Origin of the sequence: Lysobacter dokdonensis DS-58, assembly GCF_000770795.1 — a bacterium.
Lineage (GTDB): Bacteria > Pseudomonadota > Gammaproteobacteria > Xanthomonadales > Xanthomonadaceae > Noviluteimonas > Noviluteimonas dokdonensis.
The window spans coordinates 217038-233593 of sequence record NZ_JRKJ01000021.1; the positions used below are offsets into that span (position 1 = coordinate 217038).

Consider the following 16556-nt stretch of genomic DNA (forward strand, 5'->3'; position numbering starts at 1 on the left):
GCGTGCTTCCGCCCGCGCGGGCCGCCCCGTATCCTGCCGCGATGCGGAGCGACCCCATCGAGCGCGTGTTGCGCGGCCTGTATTCGGCCGCGCTGTACGTGTTGTTGCCGGTCACGGCCTATCACCTGATCTGGCGCGGGTTCCGCCAGCGCGCGTACTTCCGCCGCTGGAACGAGCGCTACGCGGCGTACCGCGGCCTGCACGACGACGACGCGCCACGCGACACGCTGTGGGTGCACGCGGTGTCGGTCGGCGAAGTGAACGCCGCCGCCCCCGTGGTCAACGCGTTGCGCACGCTGCATCCGCACCTGCCGCTGCTCATCACGACGATCACGCCGACGGGCTCGGCGCGCGTGCGCGCGCTGTGGGGCGACTCGGTGCAGCACGTGTACCTGCCCTACGACATCCCCGGCGCCGTGCGTCGCTTTTTCGAACACTTCCGCCCGCGCGCCGGCCTCATCCTCGAAACCGAGTTGTGGCCCAACCTGTTGTTCGGCGCGCGCGACCACGGCGTGCCGACGTACATCCTCAATGCGCGTTTGTCGGCGCGTTCGCTGCGTGGCTATCGCGTACTCGCGCCCATCGTCGGGCGTGCGCTGCGCACGGTGCGCCGCGTCGGTGCGCAGTCGAAGGACGATGCACGGCGTTTCGTGGCGCTCGGCGCGAAGCCCGAACAGGTCGTCGACCTGGGCAACCTGAAGTTCGACACGCCGGCGCCCGAAGGCCTCGACGAATTCCGCGCGCAATTCCGCGAACGCGCGGGGCAGCGGCCGACGTGGATCGCGGCGAGCACGCACGAAGGCGAAGAGGCTGACGTCATCGCGTTGCACAAGCGCCTGCGCGAAAAACACCCGGACCTGTTGCTGCTGTGGGCGCCGCGGCACCCCGAACGTTTCCGCGCCGCGGTGGATCATGCACACGCCGCGGGTTGGAAGGTCGCCACGCGCCGCCTCACGCGCTGGCCCGGTGCGGACGACGATGTGTTCGTCATCGACACGCTCGGCGAGTTGATGGCGTTCTATGCGTGCGCGCAGGTCGCGTTCGTCGGCGGCAGCCTGCAGCCGATCGGCGGGCACAACCTGCTGGAGCCGGCGGCCGTCGGCACGGCCATCGTCACCGGCCCGCACCTGCACAACTTCGTCGAGATCGCACGGCGGCTGGATGAGGCAGGCGCCGTGTGCATCGAGGACGATGTCGACGGCGTCTTCGCGGAACTCGACGACCTGCTGGAACACGCTGCCGTGCGCGAGCAGATGACCGATGCCGGCCTGCGCCTGGTGCGCGAAGGCCGCGGGGCGCTCGCCCGCAGCCTCGAGATGATCGCGCCGGTGTTGCCGCTTACTGCGTCGGCTGCTGGACTTCCGCCGACACGTTGACCGTCAGGAAGCGGTTGATGCGCTGCACGTCTTCGACATCCAGCGTGCCCGCGGCCTGTTCGAGGTTCAGCACGCTCTGCAGGAAGTTGTAACGCGCCAGCGCGAAGGCCTGCTGCGACTGGAACAGGTTGCGCTGGTTGACCAGCACGTCGAGCACGGTGCGCGTGCCGACTTCCAGGCCGACCTGGGAGGCTTCGTACGCGGCCTTCGCCGAGACGACCGCGAGGCGGCGTGCTTCGACTTCGCTCACGCCCGCGACGACCACCTGGTAGGCATTGCGCGTGCTGCGTTCCAGCGCGCGGCGATCCTGTTCGAGTTCATCCTGGCGGATGTCGCGCGTGGCGAGTGCTTCGCGCACCTGCGACTGCGTGGCGCCGCCGGCGAAGATCGGCACGTTGAGCGTCAGGCCGAAGGAGCGCGAGCGGCTCTCGTTGTCGAACGCGGTGGCCGCGCCGTTGAGGTTGTTGGTGGTGTCGCCATCGGTGGTCGACTTGCCGTAGTCGCCGCCGAAATACAGCGTCGGCAGGTGGCCGGCGCGTGCGGTGTTGACGTCCTGTTCGGCCGACTTCACCTGCAGTTGCTTCGCGTGCAGGGCCGGATTGTTGTCGAAGGCCATCTTCACCCACGTGTCTTCGTCGGCGTGTTCAGGCAGCTGCGGCTGGAAGTCTTCCGGCAGGCCCTTGAGGTTGGCCACCGGGCGGCCGGTGATTTCGGCCAGCGCCTGGTAGGCGTCCTCGACGAGGTTGTGCGCGGTGATCGTGTTGGCGCGCGCGGTGTCGTACTGGGCGCGGGCTTCATGCACGTCGGTGATGGGCGCAAGGCCCACTTCCAGGCGCTTGCTCGCGAAGTCGAACTGCTTCTTCAGCGCGGTCTCGGCGGCTTCGGCGGCAGCGAGGTTTTCCAGCTGCACGAGCACGTTGAAGTACGCAGCCGACGTGCGCGTGATCAGCTGGTCGCCCGCGAATTCCAGGTTGTAGTCGCTGGCTTCGCTCAGCGCGTTGGCGCTGCGCAGGCGCGAGATGCGCGCGCCGTCGAACACCATCTGGTCCAACGTGACGCCGTAGCGGCGGTTGGTGGAGTCGCTGGTGGAATCGTTGTTGCCCAGCGGCGTGCCGGCGAAGACCTGCTGGCCGCTGGAGTCTTCGTTGGTCTTGGTGTAGCCGGCCGAGCCGTTGAGCTGCGGCAGCAACAGCGCGCGCGCCTGCACGCGGCCTTCCTTCACGACGAGGCGATTGGATTCGGCGGCGGAGTACTGCGGGTCGCCGGCGCGTGCCAGCTCGTAGGTCTGCAACAGGTCTTCGGCGTGCACGACGCACGGCAGCAAGGCGAAGGCGAGGGCCAGGACGAGGGGACGACGGCTCATGCGGGTTCCTTCCGGATCGATAGCGAAAATTGGGGGGAGGTCAAAAATCGAAGCGCGGCGCGGGGGCCGCACCCACAAGATAGGGCAGGTCGGTTTCGAACAACGATTCGATACGCTGACCGTTGACGTCGTTGCGCACGACGAGCGCTTCCATCGCCGGCGAGGCGCCGCGGACCACGAACATGCGGCCTTCGGGCTTCAGCCACTGCAGGAAACGCGGGGGAATCGCGTCGACGGCGCCGGTGACCACGATGGCGTCGAAACGGCGCTCGGTGTTCCAGGCGAAAGCGTCGGCCGCTTCGATGCGCACGTTGGCGCCCAGGCCCATCGCGTCGAGGCGCGCACGCGCGGCGTCGGCGAGGTCGGCGTGGAGTTCGATGCTGTGCACTTCGCGGGCGAGGCGGCCCAGGCACGCGGTGGTGAAGCCGCTGCCGGTGCCGATTTCGAGGACATCCTCGCCTTCCTGCACGTCGATGGATTGCAGGATGCGGCCTTCGACGACGGGCTTGAGCATCATTTCGCCATGGCCCAGCGGCAACTGCGCGTCGGCGTAGGCCAGCGTGCGGTGCTGCGCCGGAACGAAGGCGTCGCGCGGAATCGACACGAGCGCATCCAGCACGCGCGGGTCGAGCACGTCCCATGGCCGAACCTGTTGTTCGACCATCAATTCGCGGGCCTTGGCGTAGTCCATCGTCATGTCGTTCGTCTCACGCGGAAAGCCGGGGATTTTACGCCCGGCGGGCACAGCATCGCTGTGGTAGCACACTCCAACTCAGTGCCGGAAGTCAGCGGGCCGAAGGTCACGAGGGCCGCCATGCGGGCTCAAACGCGCGCGCCGTAGGCGCGCAGGAACATTTCCACGGCGCTTTCCAGCTGCGCCTGGACCTCGTGGGCCTGCGGCATCGGCGCGCATCCGAAGACCACGCGCTGGTGCAGGTCGCCCTTCACCAGGCACAGGAACTGCGAGGCCGCGCGGGGGACGTCCGCGATTTCCAGCTCGCCGCTGTCGACGTGGTGGCGCATCACGTCGGCCACCATGTCGATCGCGCGCTGCGGCCCGACGTCCCAGGCCTGCTGCGGCATCCCGGTTTCGACGACCTGCGGCGTGCACATGATGCGGTGGCCGGCCAGCGCGTCGGGATCCATGATCATCGCGAAGAAGGCGCGCGCGATCTGCATCAGCCCGTCGCGCAGCGGCGCGGCATCGGCGGCGGCGAAGAGCGATTCGGGCAGTTGTTGCTCGAAATGCGCCTGCACCGCGGCGGCGAACAAGGCTTCCTTGTCCCCGAAGTGGCTGTACACGGTGAGCTTGGAGACCCCGGCGTCGGCCGCGATCTGGTCCATGCTCACGCCGCCGAACCCCTGCGCGACGAACAGCCGCTTGGCGGCCTCGAGGATCGCGGCGCGCTTGCCGAGGTCCTTCGGGCGGCCGGGGCCGGCCTGTCGCTTTTCGACGGGTTCGGGTTCGACGGATTTGGGTTTCGATCGCTGGGACATGCTCGGTACTATATCTAAATACTGGACTGCGGGGTTCGCTATTTATACTCTACCGCCCAGTTCAATAAGCAGCCCCCGCAGAGACCCTCATGGCGATGCAGCACAGGATGCACCGGTCCCCCTCCACCGATCGTCTATTTTTTCGTTCCCTCGCCCTGGCGGCGTGCGTTGGCCTCGCGCTGGCGGCGTGCGGAACCGATGAGGCGCCCGCCGAAAAGCCGCGGCCCGTGCTGGTCGTGACGCCGGGGCAGGGGCCCGATGCCGCGCCCGTCGCATTCGCAGGCGTCGTGCGTGCGCGGGAGGAGAGCCCGCTGTCGTTCCGCGTGGGCGGGCAGATCGTGCGGCGCCTCGTCGACGCGGGCGATCGCGTGCGCAGCGGCGATGTCCTCGCCGAGCTGGATCCGAAGGATCTGCGCGCGCAGGCCGACGCCGCGCAGGCGCAGGTCGTCGCCGCCGAAGGCGAACTCGCGCGCGCCGCATCCGACAAGCAACGTTACGCGCGCCTGGCGAACGACCAGCTCGTCAGCCGTTCGACGCTCGATGCGCAAAACGCCGCGTACGCCGCGGCCGCGGGCAATGCCCGCGCGGCGCGCGCGCAACTCGATGTCGCGCGCAATCAATCGGCCTATACGCAACTGCGCGCGCCGCGCGATGGCGTGATCGCCACGCGCGAAGCCGAAGCGGGGCAGACCGTCGGCGCGGGCCAGGCGATCTACTCGCTCGCGGGCGATGCGGGCCGCGAGGTGGCCATCGCGCTGCCCGAGTCGCGCATTCGCGAATTCACCGTCGGCCAGCCGGTGCTCGTCGAACTCTGGAGCCAACCGGGCGAGCGATTGCCCGGCCGCATCCGCGAAATCAGCGCCGCCGCCGATCCGCAGGCGCGCACCTACGCCACGCGCATCGCGCTCGACAGTGAGGCGGCGAAGGACGTCGAACTCGGCCAGAGCGCGCGCGTCTACATCGCCACGTCCAAGCCCAATGCACCGGCGACGGCGCTGCGCCTCCCACTCTCGGCGTTGCAGCGCGGCGACAAGGGCGAGACCAGCGTGTGGGTCGTCGATGCGAACACCAATGCGCTGAAGCGCGTGCCGGTACGCATCGGTGCGTTCGGCGCCGAATCCGTGCCGGTGCTCTCCGGCGTGCGCGCGGGCGACCGCGTCGTCGCCGCGGGCGGGCATCTGTTGCGGGAAGGCCAGGTCGTCGCGCCGGTGGATCGCGAGAACCGCCCGCTGTCGAAGGCGCGCTGAGATGTCCTTCAACCTGTCGGAATGGGCGCTGCGCAACCGCACGCTCGTCGTTTACGCGATGATCGTGCTCAGCGTCCTGGGCGTTCTCGGATATCGCAGCCTCGGGCAATCGGAAGATCCGCCGTTCACGTTCAAGGCGATGGTCGTGCGCACCGTGTGGCCGGGCGCGACCGCGGACGAGGTGTCGAAGCAAGTCACCGAGCGCATCGAGAAGGCGCTGATGACGACGGGCAAGTACGAGTTCATCCGCTCGTATTCGCGGCCCGGCGAATCGCAGGTGATCATGATGGCGCGCGATTCGCTGCCGTCGAAGGACGTGCCGGAGCTGTGGTACCAGGTGCGCAAGAAGGTCGGCGACATCGCGCCGACCCTGCCGGAAGGGACCGTCGGCCCGTTCTTCAACGATGAGTTCGGCGACACGTTCGGCAACATCTACGCGCTGACGGGCAAGGGATTCGACTATGCGGTGATGAAGGACTACGCCGAGCGCGTGGAACTGGAATTGCAGCGCATTCCCGATGTCGGGAAGGTCGAACTGGTCGGTCTCCAGGACGAAAAGGTCTGGATCGAGCTGTCGAACACCAAGCTCGCCACGCTCGGCATTCCCCTGAGCGCCGTGCAGCAGGCGTTGTCCGAACAGAACGCGGTCGTGCCGGCGGGTTTCTTCGAAACCGGGAGCGACCGCATCCAGATCCGCGTCACCGGCGCGCTGCGCTCGGTCGACGAAATCCGCGACTTCCCGGTGCATGTCGGCGACCGCACGTTCCGCGTCGGCGACATCGCCACCATCGAGCGCGGCTTCGCGGACCCCGCATCGCCGCGCATGCGCTTCATGGGCGAGGACGCGATCGGCATCGCCGTGGCGATGAAGGATGGCGGCGACATCCTGCGCCTGGGCAAGACGCTCGAAAGCGAGTTCGCGCGCCTGCAGTCGACGCTCCCCGCGGGCATGGAGCTGCGCAAGGTTTCCGATCAGCCGCACGCGGTGAGCGAATCGGTGGGCGAGTTCATGCGCGTCCTCGCCGAAGCGGTGGCGATCGTGCTGGTCGTCAGCTTTTTCTCGCTCGGATTGCGCACGGGCTTGGTGGTCGCGGTGTCGATCCCGCTCGTGCTCGCGATGACCTTCGCCGTCATGCATTACTTCGGCATCGGGCTGCACAAGATTTCGCTCGGCGCATTGGTGCTCGCGCTCGGCCTGCTCGTGGACGACGCGATCATCGCCGTGGAGATGATGGCCATCAAGATGGAGCAGGGCTTCTCGCGCCTGAAGGCCGCCAGTTACGCGTGGGAAACCACCGCGTTCCCCATGCTCACCGGCACGCTGGTCACCGCCGCCGGCTTCCTGCCGATCGCCACTGCAGCGTCGAGCACCGGCGAATACACCCGCTCGCTGTTCCAGGTGGTCACCATCGCGCTCGTCGTGTCGTGGATCGCGGCGGTATTGTTCATCCCGTATCTCGGCGATCGTCTGCTGCCCGATCTGCACAAGCAGCACGCGCAAGCGCACGACCCGCACGCGACGAAGTTCTACAATCGCTTCCGCGGCTTGCTCGACTGGTGCCTGGTGCATCGCAAGGCCGTGATCGCGATGACGGTGGCGGCGTTCATCGCCTCGATCCTGTTGTTCCGATTCGTGCCGCAGCAGTTCTTCCCCGATTCCACGCGGCCCGAATTGATGGTCGACATGGAGTTGGCCGAAGGCGCATCGCTGAAGGCGACCGAAGCGCAGGCCAAGCGCCTGGAAGCGTTGCTGCGCAAGCGCGAAGGCGTCGACAACTACGTCGCGTACGTCGGCACGGGGTCGCCGCGTTTCTATCTGCCGCTCGACCAGCAACTGCCGGCGGCGAACTTCTCGCAATTCGTGGTGCGCACGCACGATTCGGAATTGCGCGAAGCCGTGCGCGCATGGCTGATCGACGAGGTCGCACCGTTGTTCCCAACGCTGCAACTGCGCGTCACGCGCCTGGAGAACGGGCCGCCGGTCGGCTACCCGATCCAGTTCCGCGTGTCGGGCGAGCACATCGATCGCGTGCGGGCGTACGCCAAGCAAGTCGAAGCGAAGGTACGCGCCAATCCGAACGTCGCCAACGTCAACCTCGATTGGGACGAGCCGAGCAAGGTCGTGCGGCTGGAGATCGACCAGGAGCGCGCACGTGCGCTGGGCGTGAGCACCGCGGGCTTGTCGAAATTCCTGTCGGGGTCGTTGTCCGGGCTGCACGTGAGCACGTATCGCGAAGGCAATGAACTGATCGAGATGCTCCTGCGCGGCGCCGACGACGAACGCACGCGCCTGGACCTGCTTGGCAGCCTCGCGGTGCCGACGCAGAACGGTACCGTCGTGCCGCTCTCGCAGATCGCCACGCTGAAATACGTGTTCGAGGACGGCATCGTCTGGCATCGCAACCGCCTGCCGACGGTCACCGTGCGCGCGGACATCCGCAACGACCTCACACCGCCGACGGTCGTCGCGCAGGTGCTGCCGACGCTCGACGAGATCCGCGCATCGCTTCCCGAGGGCTATCTGCTCGAAACGGGCGGCACCGTCGAAGACTCCGCGCGCGGCCAGAACTCGATCAACGCCGGGCTGCCGCTGTTCCTCTTCGTCGTCGTCACGCTGTTGATGCTGCAGCTGCGCAGCTTCTCGCGCACGGCGATGGTGATGCTCACCGCGCCGCTCGGCCTGATCGGGGTGACGCTGTTCCTGCTGGTGTTCCGCGTGCCGTTCGGCTTCGTCGCGATGCTCGGCACGATCGCGTTGGCGGGCATGATCATGCGCAACTCGGTGATCCTGGTCGACCAGATCGAACAGGACATCGCGCACGGCAACGACCGCTGGCACGCGATCATCGAAGCCACGGTGCGCCGCTTCCGGCCGATCGTCCTGACCGCGCTCGCGGCGGTGCTGGCGATGATTCCGCTCACGCGCTCGGCCTTCTTCGGGCCGATGGCGGTGGCGATCATGGGCGGGTTGATCGTCGCGACGGTGCTGACGCTGTTGTTCCTGCCGGCGTTGTACGCGGCGTGGTTCAAGGTCAGGCGCGAGGAAGCGGCGCCCGCCTAGAGCAATTCGGCGCGCGGGCCGGCGACCGGCGAGACGTAGGCCCGCGAATCGAATCCGGCGTCGGCGAATGCAGCCTGCATCGCCGGTGCCGCAAGGCGCGCTTCGGCCTCCGAGGCGAACCATGCGAACACGCTCGGGCCCGCGCCGGAAAGGCTGGAACCGAGCGCGCCGTGCGCCATCGCCGCGGCTTTCACTTGCGAAAAGCCCGGCACGAGCGGCGCGCGGCGCGGTTCGACCAGGACATCCTGCAAGCCATCGCGGATCAATTCGACTTCACCGCGCTCCAGCCCGAGCAGGAACTGCGCCAGGCGCGCGCCATGCGCGACGACGGTCGACAAGGGGAACGGCTCGGCGAGCACTTCGCGCGCGCGTTTCGTTTCCAGCACCTGGTCCGGATGCACGACGACTGCGTGCAACCATGCGGGCGCGCGCAGCGGCATCAAGCGCGTCGACGTCGCCAGCGCGACGCCGCCGATCAGCATCGGCCCGACATTGTCGCCCTGGTGGCTGCGACTGGAGGCATATTCGCCTTCCATCGCGGAGGCGTACAACGCCTCGCGCGAGAGCGGCGCGTCGAGCAACGCATTCGCCGCGATGAGCGCGGCGACGCAGGAGGCGGCCGAACCGCCGAGCCCAGCGCCGATCGGAATGCCCTTGTCGAGTTCGATCTCGAAGCCGTACGGCAGAGCGAGGCCCGCATGCAGTGCACGCACGCCGCGCCCGGCCGTGTTGCGCTCGGTGTCGAGCGGGATCGCGGAGACATCGACGCTGCCGCGCACGGCCACCACGCGCACTTCGGGCGCATCGATTCGGCGCACGGTCGCGCGATCCGACAGGCCCGCGATCGCGTGGCCCAGCAGGTCGAACCCGACGCCGATGTTGCCGACGCCGGCGGGAGCGGAGGCTGTGGCCTGCATGGACTCGCGCGCGTGAAGACCGGGAAGCGGCCATTATCGCGGCGATTTGGCCCCGCGGGGCGCGGCGTGGTGGAATAGGCCCCGAAGCGGGGGTACCGGCGCGCCGGTTGAGACAGACCCTTCGAACCTGACGCGGTTGAGACCGCCGTAGGGAGCCTTCGCCGGACCACGGGTCCGTCGCCGCCGCTTCGTCCTCCGCCCCTCCCTGGACGATGCCCATGAATGCCGTGCCTTCCGACCTGATCCGCGACGCACAAGCGCTGTCGGAAGAAGTGATCCGTCCCATCCCCGGGTCGCGCAAGATATTCGTCGCCGGTTCGCGCGCCGACCTGCGCGTGCCGATGCGCGAGATCGCGCAGCAACGCACGCCGACGCTGTTCGGCGGCGAAGACAACCCGCCGATCACCGTCTACGACACCTCGGGCCCGTACACCGATCCCGATGCACGCATCGACCTCGCCGCCGGTCTGCCCGCGTTGCGCGCGCGCTGGATCGAAGAGCGCAACGACACCGACGTCCTCCCGGGCCTGTCCTCCGAGTTCGGGCGCACGCGCGAACACGATCCGCGACTGTCCGCCGTGCGCTTCCCCGGCCGCCTGTTGCCGCGCCGCGCGCGCGACGGGGCCAACGTCACGCAGATGCATTACGCACGCCGCGGCATCGTCACGCCGGAAATGGAGTTCGTCGCGATCCGCGAGAACCAGCGCCTGGATGCGATGCGCGACGCCGGCCTGCTCGCGCAACACGCGGGCCAGGATTTCGGCGCATCGATGCAGGCGCGGATCACGCCGGAATTCGTGCGCGACGAAATCGCGCGCGGCCGCGCGATCCTGCCGAACAACATCAACCATCCCGAAAGCGAGCCGATGATCATCGGCCGCAACTTCCTCACCAAGATCAACGCGAACATCGGCAACAGCGCGGTGTCCTCGGGCATCGCGGAGGAAGTCGAGAAGCTCGTGTGGTCCATCCGCTGGGGCGGCGACACCGTGATGGACCTGTCCACCGGCAAGCACATCCACGAGACGCGCGAATGGATCGTGCGCAATTCGCCGGTGCCGATCGGCACGGTGCCGATCTACCAGGCGCTGGAAAAAGTGGACGGCCGCGCCGAAGAACTGACGTGGGAGATCTTCCGCGACACGCTGATCGAGCAGGCCGAGCAGGGCGTGGATTACTTCACGATCCACGCGGGCGTGTTGCTGCGCTACGTGCCGCTCACGGCGAAGCGCGTGACCGGCATCGTCTCGCGCGGTGGATCGATCCTCGCCAAGTGGTGCCTGGCGCACCACAAGGAAAACTTCCTCTACACGCACTTCGAAGACATCTGCGAAATCATGAAGGCGTACGACGTCGCCTTCTCGCTGGGCGATGGATTGCGCCCGGGGTGCATCGCCGATGCGAACGATGCCGCACAATTCGGCGAACTCGAAACGCTCGGCGAGCTGACCAAGATCGCGTGGAAGCACGACGTGCAAACCATGATCGAGGGCCCCGGCCACGTGCCGATGCAGCTGATCAAGGAGAACATGGACAAGCAGCTCGCCGAATGCGGCGAGGCGCCGTTCTACACGCTCGGCCCGCTGACGACCGACATCGCGCCGGGCTACGACCACATCACCAGCGCCATCGGCGCGGCGATGATCGGTTGGTTCGGCACGGCCATGCTCTGCTACGTCACGCCGAAGGAACACCTGGGCCTTCCGGATCGCGAGGATGTGCGCGACGGCATCATGGCCTACAAGATCGCCGCGCACGCCGCCGACCTGGCCAAGGGCCATCCCGGCGCGCAGGTGCGGGACAACGCCTTGTCGAAGGCGCGTTTCGAATTCCGCTGGGAGGATCAGTTCCATCTCGGACTCGACCCGGAAAAGGCCAAGGCCTTCCACGACGAAACCCTCCCGAAGGACGCGCACAAGCTCGCGCACTTCTGCTCCATGTGCGGCCCGCACTTCTGCTCGATGAAGATCACGCAGGACGTACGCGATTACGCGGCCGAACATGGGGTGGAGGAGGCGCAGGCCATCGAAGCCGGCATGGCCGAGAAGGCAGGAGAATTCCGCGCGCAGGGCGCGGAGGTCTACCGCCCCGAATGACCTTCGGGGCAATACGCGGCGTACACGCGGCCCGGTAGACTCGGCCGCATGCACGCCGCGTTCCGACTCTCCCTCTGGCGCATGCTCGCGCGCCGCCATCCGTCGGCCTTCCTGCTGGCGGCGCAGTTGCTGAGCTTGTTGCTGTATCCATTGATGGACCAGACCTCCGAAGGGCGCATGCTCTTCGGCGGCGTCGCGGTCGTCGTCGTGCCGCTCGCGGTGTGGACGGTGAGCCGTAGCCCGTTCTTCAACATCACCGCCTGGTTGCTCGCGGTGCCTTCGCTGTTGCTGACGATCTGGGTGTGCTGGGTCGACGACACCAGGCTGTTGCCGGTCGCCGCGGGGCTGGAAGCATTGCTTTACTTCTACGCGGCGGCGGGCCTGATCGCATACATGATGCGCGACGTGCGCGTCACCGCCGACGAACTGTTCGCCGCGGGCGCGACATTCACGCTGATCGCGTGGGGCTTCGCCTACGCATATTTCGTCTGCCAGTCGTGGTATCCCGACAGCTTCACCGGCTTCGAACCCGAGCGCGAACGCACGTGGCTGGAGTTGCTGTTCTTCAGCGTCAGCAACCTGTCGGCGACGGGGCTGGGCGACGTGTTGCCGGTGAATGCACCGGCGCGCGTGCTGACGATGCTGGAGCAGATCGCGGGCGTGGGCTACATCGCCACGGTGGTGTCGCGATTGATCGGGCTGACGATCATCCAGCAGAAGAAATGAAAAAGGGCGCCGGGGCGCCCTTTTTTTCGCCGGCTCAGAACTTCGGCTTGTCTTCGACTTCGTTGTAGCGCTCGACCGACTCGAGCAGGATCTTCTTCGCTTCGTCGACGTCGCCCCAACCATCGAGCTTGACCCACTTGCCCTGCTCCAGGTCCTTGTAGTGCTCGAAGAAATACGAGATGCGGTCGCGCCAGTGCTGCGGGACGTCGTTCAAGCCTGCAATGTGCGCGTAACCCGGGTACACCTTGGTGATCGGCACGGCGAGGATCTTCTCGTCGCTGCCGGCTTCGTCGCGCATGCGCAGCACGCCGACCGGGCGCACGCGGATCACTGAACCGGGGATCAGTTGCAGGGGCATCAACACCAGGACGTCGGCCGGGTCGCCGTCGCCGCAGAGCGTGTGCGGGACGTAGCCGTAATTGCAGGGATAGCGCATCGGCGTGGACAGCACGCGGTCGACGAAGATGGCGCCGGAGGCCTTGTCGACCTCATATTTGACGGGTTCGGCGTCCTTCGGGATCTCGATGATGACGTTGATTTCGTCCGGCGGGTTCTTGCCGGTGGGAACGAGGTCCAGGCCCATTGCGTGTTGCTCCGACGTGCTGGCGCGGGCCATGGGGCCCGCGGGGTGGTTGGGGGAGGGCGCGGATTATAGGCGGGAACCTGCCGCCCCCTGCCGCATCGGATGGGAAAGAAGGGAGGAAACCCATGGTTCCGCAGGATCACCGGCCCCTGGTCGACTTCGCGACGCTGGACGACGCCACGCTCGTGGCGCTGGCGCGCGCGGGCCGGCGCGAGGCCTTCCGCCAGATCATGCAGCGCTGCAACCGGCGGCTGTTCCGTGTCGCACGCGGCGTGGTGCACGACGATCACGAGGCCGAGGACATCGTCCAGGCGAGTTACGTGTCCGCGTTCGAGCATCTCGCGGGTTTCCGCGGCGAGGCGTCGTTGACGACGTGGCTCACGCGCATCGTCCTCAACGAGGCCAACGGCCGCTTGCGGGCGCGCAAACCCACCGTCGGGTTCGACGCCATCGAGGCCATGCAGCAGGAGACAGGGCGCGTGATCGCATTCCCCGGACGGTTCGGCAGCGAAGATCCGGCCGCCGGTGCGGCGCGGAGCGAAATCCGCCGCCTGCTGGAACATGCGGTGGACGAGTTGCCCGAGCCGTTCCGCCTGGTCTTCGTGCTGCGCGAGATCGAGGAATGCACGGTCGAAGACACGGCCGTGTCGCTCGGCATCAAGCCGGAAACCGTGAAGACCCGCCTGCATCGCGCGCGCCGCCTCTTGCGCGCGGCGCTCCATGACAAGCTGGCGACGACGATGACGGACGCCTTCCCGTTCCTCGGCGCCCGCTGCGACCGCATGACCAACACCGTGCTCGACCGCATCGCCCACCGCCTGCGCGACTGACCTCATACAAGGACCCGACATGCTCACGACCTACGCCCTCATCGCCTTCGCCATCGCCGCGCTCGGCGGTCTCATCCTGGCCTCCAACGTGCTGCGCGGGCGTCTGGCGCCGTGGTCGGTGTCGATCCTGCATGCGCTGCTCGGCGCGACCGGGTTGCTGCTGTTGATCGCACAAGTCGTACAAGGCTCGGCCGCAGGCCGCGTCGTCGGGGCGCTGGGCTTGCTGGTCGTGGCTGCGCTCGGTGGCTTCTACCTGGCCTCGTTGCACCTGAAGAAGGCGATCGCGCCCAAGGGCGTCGTGTTCCTGCACGCCGGCCTGGCCGTCGTCGGCTTCCTCGTGCTGCTGAGCGCGGTGCTCGCCGCCTGAGCCCGCGCAGGACGGCCCGTTCGACGAAAAACGAACGCATCGCCTGTTAGCGTCGGACTCCCCACGCCGGAGTCCGACCCATGCTGAAGTACGGTTTGCTTGCGAGGCTCGAAGCCAAGCCCGGCATGGAACGCGAAGTGGCCACGTTGCTCGCCGGTGCGTTGCCGCTGGCGCAGAGCGAGTTCGAAACGCGCACGTGGTATGCGTTCCGCTCGGGGCCGACGTCGTTCGGGATCTTCGATACGTTCGAGGACGAACACGGGCGCGAAGCGCACCTGCAGGGGCAGATCGCCAAGGCGCTGATGGACAACGCCGACCGCCTGCTCGCGCGCCCGCCGACGATCGACAAGATCGACCTGATGGCGGCGAAGAACTGAAACGAAAACGGCGGCCCGAAGGCCGCCGTCCCGTATCGGATGCGATGCGCGCCGTTACAGCAACGGCACCATCAGCAGCGCGACGATGTTGATGATCTTGATCAGCGGATTGACGGCCGGGCCGGCGGTGTCCTTGTAGGGATCGCCGACCGTATCGCCGGTGACCGCGGCCTTGTGCGCTTCGGAGCCCTTGCCGCCGAAGTTGCCGTCCTCGATGTACTTCTTGGCGTTGTCCCACGCACCGCCGCCGGTGGTCATCGAGATGGCGACGAACAAGCCGGTGACGATGGTGCCGATCAGCACGCCGCCGAGCGCCTTCGGGCCGAGCAGCAGGCCGACGACGACGGGCACCGCGACGGGCAGCAGCGAAGGCACGATCATTTCCTTGATCGCCGAACGCGTGAGCATGTCCACGGCCTTGTCGTACTGCGGCTTGCCCGTGCCCTGCATGATGCCCGGGATGTCGCGGAACTGGCGGCGCACTTCCTCGACCACCGCACCGGCCGCGCGGCCGACGGCTTCCATCGCCATCGCGCCGAACAGGTACGGGATCAGGCCGCCGATCAGCAGGCCGATGATCACCATGTGGTCCGACAGGTCGAACGCGAACACCTGGCCCGGATTGGCGGCCTGCAGGTTGTGCGTGTAGTCGGCGAACAGCACGAGCGCGGCGAGCGCGGCCGAACCGATCGCGTAGCCCTTGGTGACCGCCTTCGTCGTGTTGCCCACCGCGTCGAGCGGATCGGTGACCGCGCGCACTTCCGGCGGGAGCTCCGCCATTTCGGCGATGCCGCCCGCGTTGTCGGTGATCGGGCCATAGGCATCCAGCGCGACGATCATGCCGGCCATCGAGAGCATCGAGGTCGCGGCGATTGCGATGCCGTACAGGCCGCCGAGCGCGAACGCACCCCAGATCGCGACGCACACCGCGATGACCGGCAGCGCGGTCGACTTCATCGACACGCCCAGGCCCGCGATGATGTTGGTGCCGTGGCCCGTCGTGGAGGCTTGCGCGACGTGGCGCACCGGCTTGAACTGCGTGCCGGTGTAGTACTCGGTGATCCACACGATCGCGCCAGTGAGCGCCAGGCCGATGAGCGCGCAGAAGTACAGGTTCATCGAACCGGTCGCGAAGCCGCCCATCAGTTGTTGCGTGATCGGGTAGAACGCGATCGCCGCCAGCACCGCGGAGACGATCACGCCGCGATACAACGCGCCCATGATGGAGCCGCCCGCCTTCACCTTGACGAAGAACGCGCCGATGATCGACGCGATGATCGACACGCCGCCGAGCACGAGCGGATACAGCACCGCGTTCGGGCCCGCTTCGTTGGCCATCAGGCCGCCGAGCAGCATCGTGGCGATGATAGTGACCGCATAGGTTTCGAACAGGTCGGCCGCCATGCCGGCGCAGTCGCCGACGTTGTCGCCGACGTTGTCCGCGATGACCGCGGGGTTGCGCGGGTCGTCTTCCGGGATGCCGGCTTCGACCTTGCCCACCAGGTCCGCGCCGACGTCCGCGCCCTTGGTGAAGATGCCGCCGCCCAGTCGCGCGAAGATCGAGATAAGCGACGAACCGAACGCCAGGCCGATGAGCGCGTGCAGCGCGCCTTCCTGCGACAGGCCCATCTTCTGCAGCGCGAGGTAGTAGCCCGCCACGCCGAGCAGGCCGAGGCCCACGACGAGCATGCCGGTGATCGCACCGCCGCGGAACGCGACGTCCATCGCCGGGCCGATGCCGCTACGCGCGGCTTCCGCCGTGCGCACGTTGGCGCGCACCGACACGTTCATGCCGATGTAGCCGGCCGCGCCCGAGAGCACCGCGCCGATCAGGAAGCCGATGGCCGTAGGCCAACTGAGGAACACGCCGATGACGACGAAGAGCACGACGCCCGCCATCGCGATGGTCATGTATTGCCGATTGAGATAGGCGCGGGCGCCTTCCTGGATCGCGCCGGCGATCTGTTGCATGCGTTCGTTGCCGGCGGGGCGTGAGTTGATCCAAGAGGCGGACCACAGTCCGTACAGGATCGCGATGACGGCGCAAACCAGCGCCAGGATCAAACCGTACTGCTCCAGCATGAACCCTCCCCGGGTAACTATGGGACGACGGATG

Annotated in this window: 14 protein-coding genes and 1 riboswitch; of the genes, 8 read left to right on the plus strand and 6 right to left on the minus strand. The window is 67.5% G+C overall.

The features are described from left to right. Positions 1 to 41: 41 nt before the first annotated feature. Complete coding sequence (gene waaA, locus LF41_RS13790) at positions 42 to 1376, plus strand: lipid IV(A) 3-deoxy-D-manno-octulosonic acid transferase (protein ID WP_036170703.1); 1335 nt, start codon at positions 42 to 44, stop codon at positions 1374 to 1376. Here the strand turns inward: waaA and LF41_RS13795 are convergent. The 3 genes from LF41_RS13795 to LF41_RS13805 all read right to left on the minus strand — a co-directional run bounded on the left by LF41_RS13795 (position 1339) and on the right by LF41_RS13805 (position 4236). After that, on the minus strand, positions 1339 to 2739 hold the full coding sequence (locus LF41_RS13795; protein ID WP_036170706.1) for a TolC family outer membrane protein: 1401 nt from the start codon (positions 2737 to 2739) through the stop codon (positions 1339 to 1341). The two genes, waaA and LF41_RS13795, sit on opposite strands and share 38 nt — an antisense overlap. A gap of 40 nt (positions 2740 to 2779) precedes the next feature. Next, entirely contained in the window at positions 2780 to 3436 is a 657-nt protein-coding gene (locus LF41_RS13800) for a protein-L-isoaspartate O-methyltransferase family protein (protein ID WP_036170709.1), read from the minus strand. Positions 3437 to 3561: 125 nt separating this feature from the next. After that, positions 3562 to 4236, minus strand: coding sequence for a TetR/AcrR family transcriptional regulator (locus LF41_RS13805; protein ID WP_036170713.1), 675 nt, complete (start codon positions 4234 to 4236; stop codon positions 3562 to 3564). 107 nt (positions 4237 to 4343) lie between these two features. On the opposite strand from LF41_RS13805, the gene LF41_RS13810 reads away from it, so the two are divergent. Continuing rightward, positions 4344 to 5483 carry an efflux RND transporter periplasmic adaptor subunit gene (locus LF41_RS13810; RefSeq protein WP_084073673.1) on the plus strand — a complete coding sequence of 380 codons (1140 nt, stop codon included), beginning with the start codon at positions 4344 to 4346 and terminating at the stop codon, positions 5481 to 5483. A 1-nt stretch (position 5484) separates the two neighbouring features. Beyond that, the gene (locus LF41_RS13815) at positions 5485 to 8544 is read left to right on the plus strand and encodes an efflux RND transporter permease subunit (RefSeq protein WP_036170715.1); all 3060 of its coding nucleotides are present in this window, start codon (positions 5485 to 5487) and stop codon (positions 8542 to 8544) included. Here LF41_RS13815 and LF41_RS13820 read toward each other — a convergent pair. Next, a complete protein-coding gene (locus tag LF41_RS13820) occupies positions 8541 to 9461 on the minus strand; it encodes a homoserine kinase (protein WP_036170718.1) in 921 nt (306 codons plus the stop codon). The two genes, LF41_RS13815 and LF41_RS13820, sit on opposite strands and share 4 nt — an antisense overlap. A 78-nt stretch (positions 9462 to 9539) precedes the next feature. Further along, a riboswitch (TPP riboswitch) is annotated at positions 9540 to 9632 on the plus strand. A 47-nt stretch (positions 9633 to 9679) separates the two neighbouring features. Here LF41_RS13820 and thiC point away from each other — a divergent pair. Continuing rightward, complete coding sequence (thiC, locus tag LF41_RS13825) at positions 9680 to 11557, plus strand: phosphomethylpyrimidine synthase ThiC (RefSeq protein WP_036170721.1); 1878 nt, start codon at positions 9680 to 9682, stop codon at positions 11555 to 11557. 48 nt (positions 11558 to 11605) lie between these two features. After that, entirely contained in the window at positions 11606 to 12283 is a 678-nt protein-coding gene (locus tag LF41_RS13830) for a potassium channel family protein (protein ID WP_036170723.1), read from the plus strand. 34 nt (positions 12284 to 12317) lie between these two features. On the opposite strand, the gene ppa is transcribed toward LF41_RS13830, so the two are convergent. Further along, positions 12318 to 12866 carry an inorganic diphosphatase gene (gene ppa, locus LF41_RS13835; RefSeq protein WP_036171010.1) on the minus strand — a complete coding sequence of 183 codons (549 nt, stop codon included), beginning with the start codon at positions 12864 to 12866 and terminating at the stop codon, positions 12318 to 12320. A gap of 125 nt (positions 12867 to 12991) precedes the next feature. Here ppa and LF41_RS13840 point away from each other — a divergent pair, with 125 nt between their 5' ends. The 3 genes from LF41_RS13840 to LF41_RS13850 all read left to right on the plus strand — a co-directional run bounded on the left by LF41_RS13840 (position 12992) and on the right by LF41_RS13850 (position 14440). Beyond that, entirely contained in the window at positions 12992 to 13696 is a 705-nt protein-coding gene (locus tag LF41_RS13840; protein ID WP_036170726.1) for an RNA polymerase sigma factor, read from the plus strand. Positions 13697 to 13715: 19 nt separating this feature from the next. Continuing rightward, a complete protein-coding gene (locus LF41_RS13845; protein ID WP_036170729.1) occupies positions 13716 to 14063 on the plus strand; it encodes a hypothetical protein in 348 nt (115 codons plus the stop codon). Positions 14064 to 14143: 80 nt separating this feature from the next. Beyond that, positions 14144 to 14440 (plus strand): putative quinol monooxygenase, encoded by a 297-nt coding sequence (locus LF41_RS13850; protein WP_036170732.1) that lies wholly within the window; start codon positions 14144 to 14146, stop codon positions 14438 to 14440. A 54-nt stretch (positions 14441 to 14494) separates the two neighbouring features. Here LF41_RS13850 and LF41_RS13855 read toward each other — a convergent pair whose 3' ends face one another. Continuing rightward, positions 14495 to 16522, minus strand: coding sequence for a sodium-translocating pyrophosphatase (locus LF41_RS13855; protein WP_036170734.1), 2028 nt, complete (start codon positions 16520 to 16522; stop codon positions 14495 to 14497). Positions 16523 to 16556: the final 34 nt, after the last annotated feature.

Bases quoted from the DNA above. Each gene is read 5' to 3' on its own strand.
- waaA (WP_036170703.1), top strand. From the start codon at position 42: ATGCGGAGCGACCCCATCGAGCGCGTGTTGCGCGGCCTGTATTCGGCC.
- LF41_RS13795 (WP_036170706.1), bottom strand. From the start codon at position 2,739: ATGAGCCGTCGTCCCCTCGTCCTGGCCCTCGCCTTCGCCTTGCTGCCG.
- LF41_RS13800 (WP_036170709.1), bottom strand. From the start codon at position 3,436: ATGACGATGGACTACGCCAAGGCCCGCGAATTGATGGTCGAACAACAG.
- LF41_RS13805 (WP_036170713.1), bottom strand. From the start codon at position 4,236: ATGTCCCAGCGATCGAAACCCAAATCCGTCGAACCCGAACCCGTCGAA.
- LF41_RS13810 (WP_084073673.1), top strand. From the start codon at position 4,344: ATGCACCGGTCCCCCTCCACCGATCGTCTATTTTTTCGTTCCCTCGCC.
- LF41_RS13815 (WP_036170715.1), top strand. From the start codon at position 5,485: ATGTCCTTCAACCTGTCGGAATGGGCGCTGCGCAACCGCACGCTCGTC.
- LF41_RS13820 (WP_036170718.1), bottom strand. From the start codon at position 9,461: ATGCAGGCCACAGCCTCCGCTCCCGCCGGCGTCGGCAACATCGGCGTC.
- thiC (WP_036170721.1), top strand. From the start codon at position 9,680: ATGAATGCCGTGCCTTCCGACCTGATCCGCGACGCACAAGCGCTGTCG.
- LF41_RS13830 (WP_036170723.1), top strand. From the start codon at position 11,606: ATGCACGCCGCGTTCCGACTCTCCCTCTGGCGCATGCTCGCGCGCCGC.
- ppa (WP_036171010.1), bottom strand. From the start codon at position 12,866: ATGGGCCTGGACCTCGTTCCCACCGGCAAGAACCCGCCGGACGAAATC.
- LF41_RS13840 (WP_036170726.1), top strand. From the start codon at position 12,992: ATGGTTCCGCAGGATCACCGGCCCCTGGTCGACTTCGCGACGCTGGAC.
- LF41_RS13845 (WP_036170729.1), top strand. From the start codon at position 13,716: ATGCTCACGACCTACGCCCTCATCGCCTTCGCCATCGCCGCGCTCGGC.
- LF41_RS13850 (WP_036170732.1), top strand. From the start codon at position 14,144: ATGCTGAAGTACGGTTTGCTTGCGAGGCTCGAAGCCAAGCCCGGCATG.
- LF41_RS13855 (WP_036170734.1), bottom strand. From the start codon at position 16,522: ATGCTGGAGCAGTACGGTTTGATCCTGGCGCTGGTTTGCGCCGTCATC.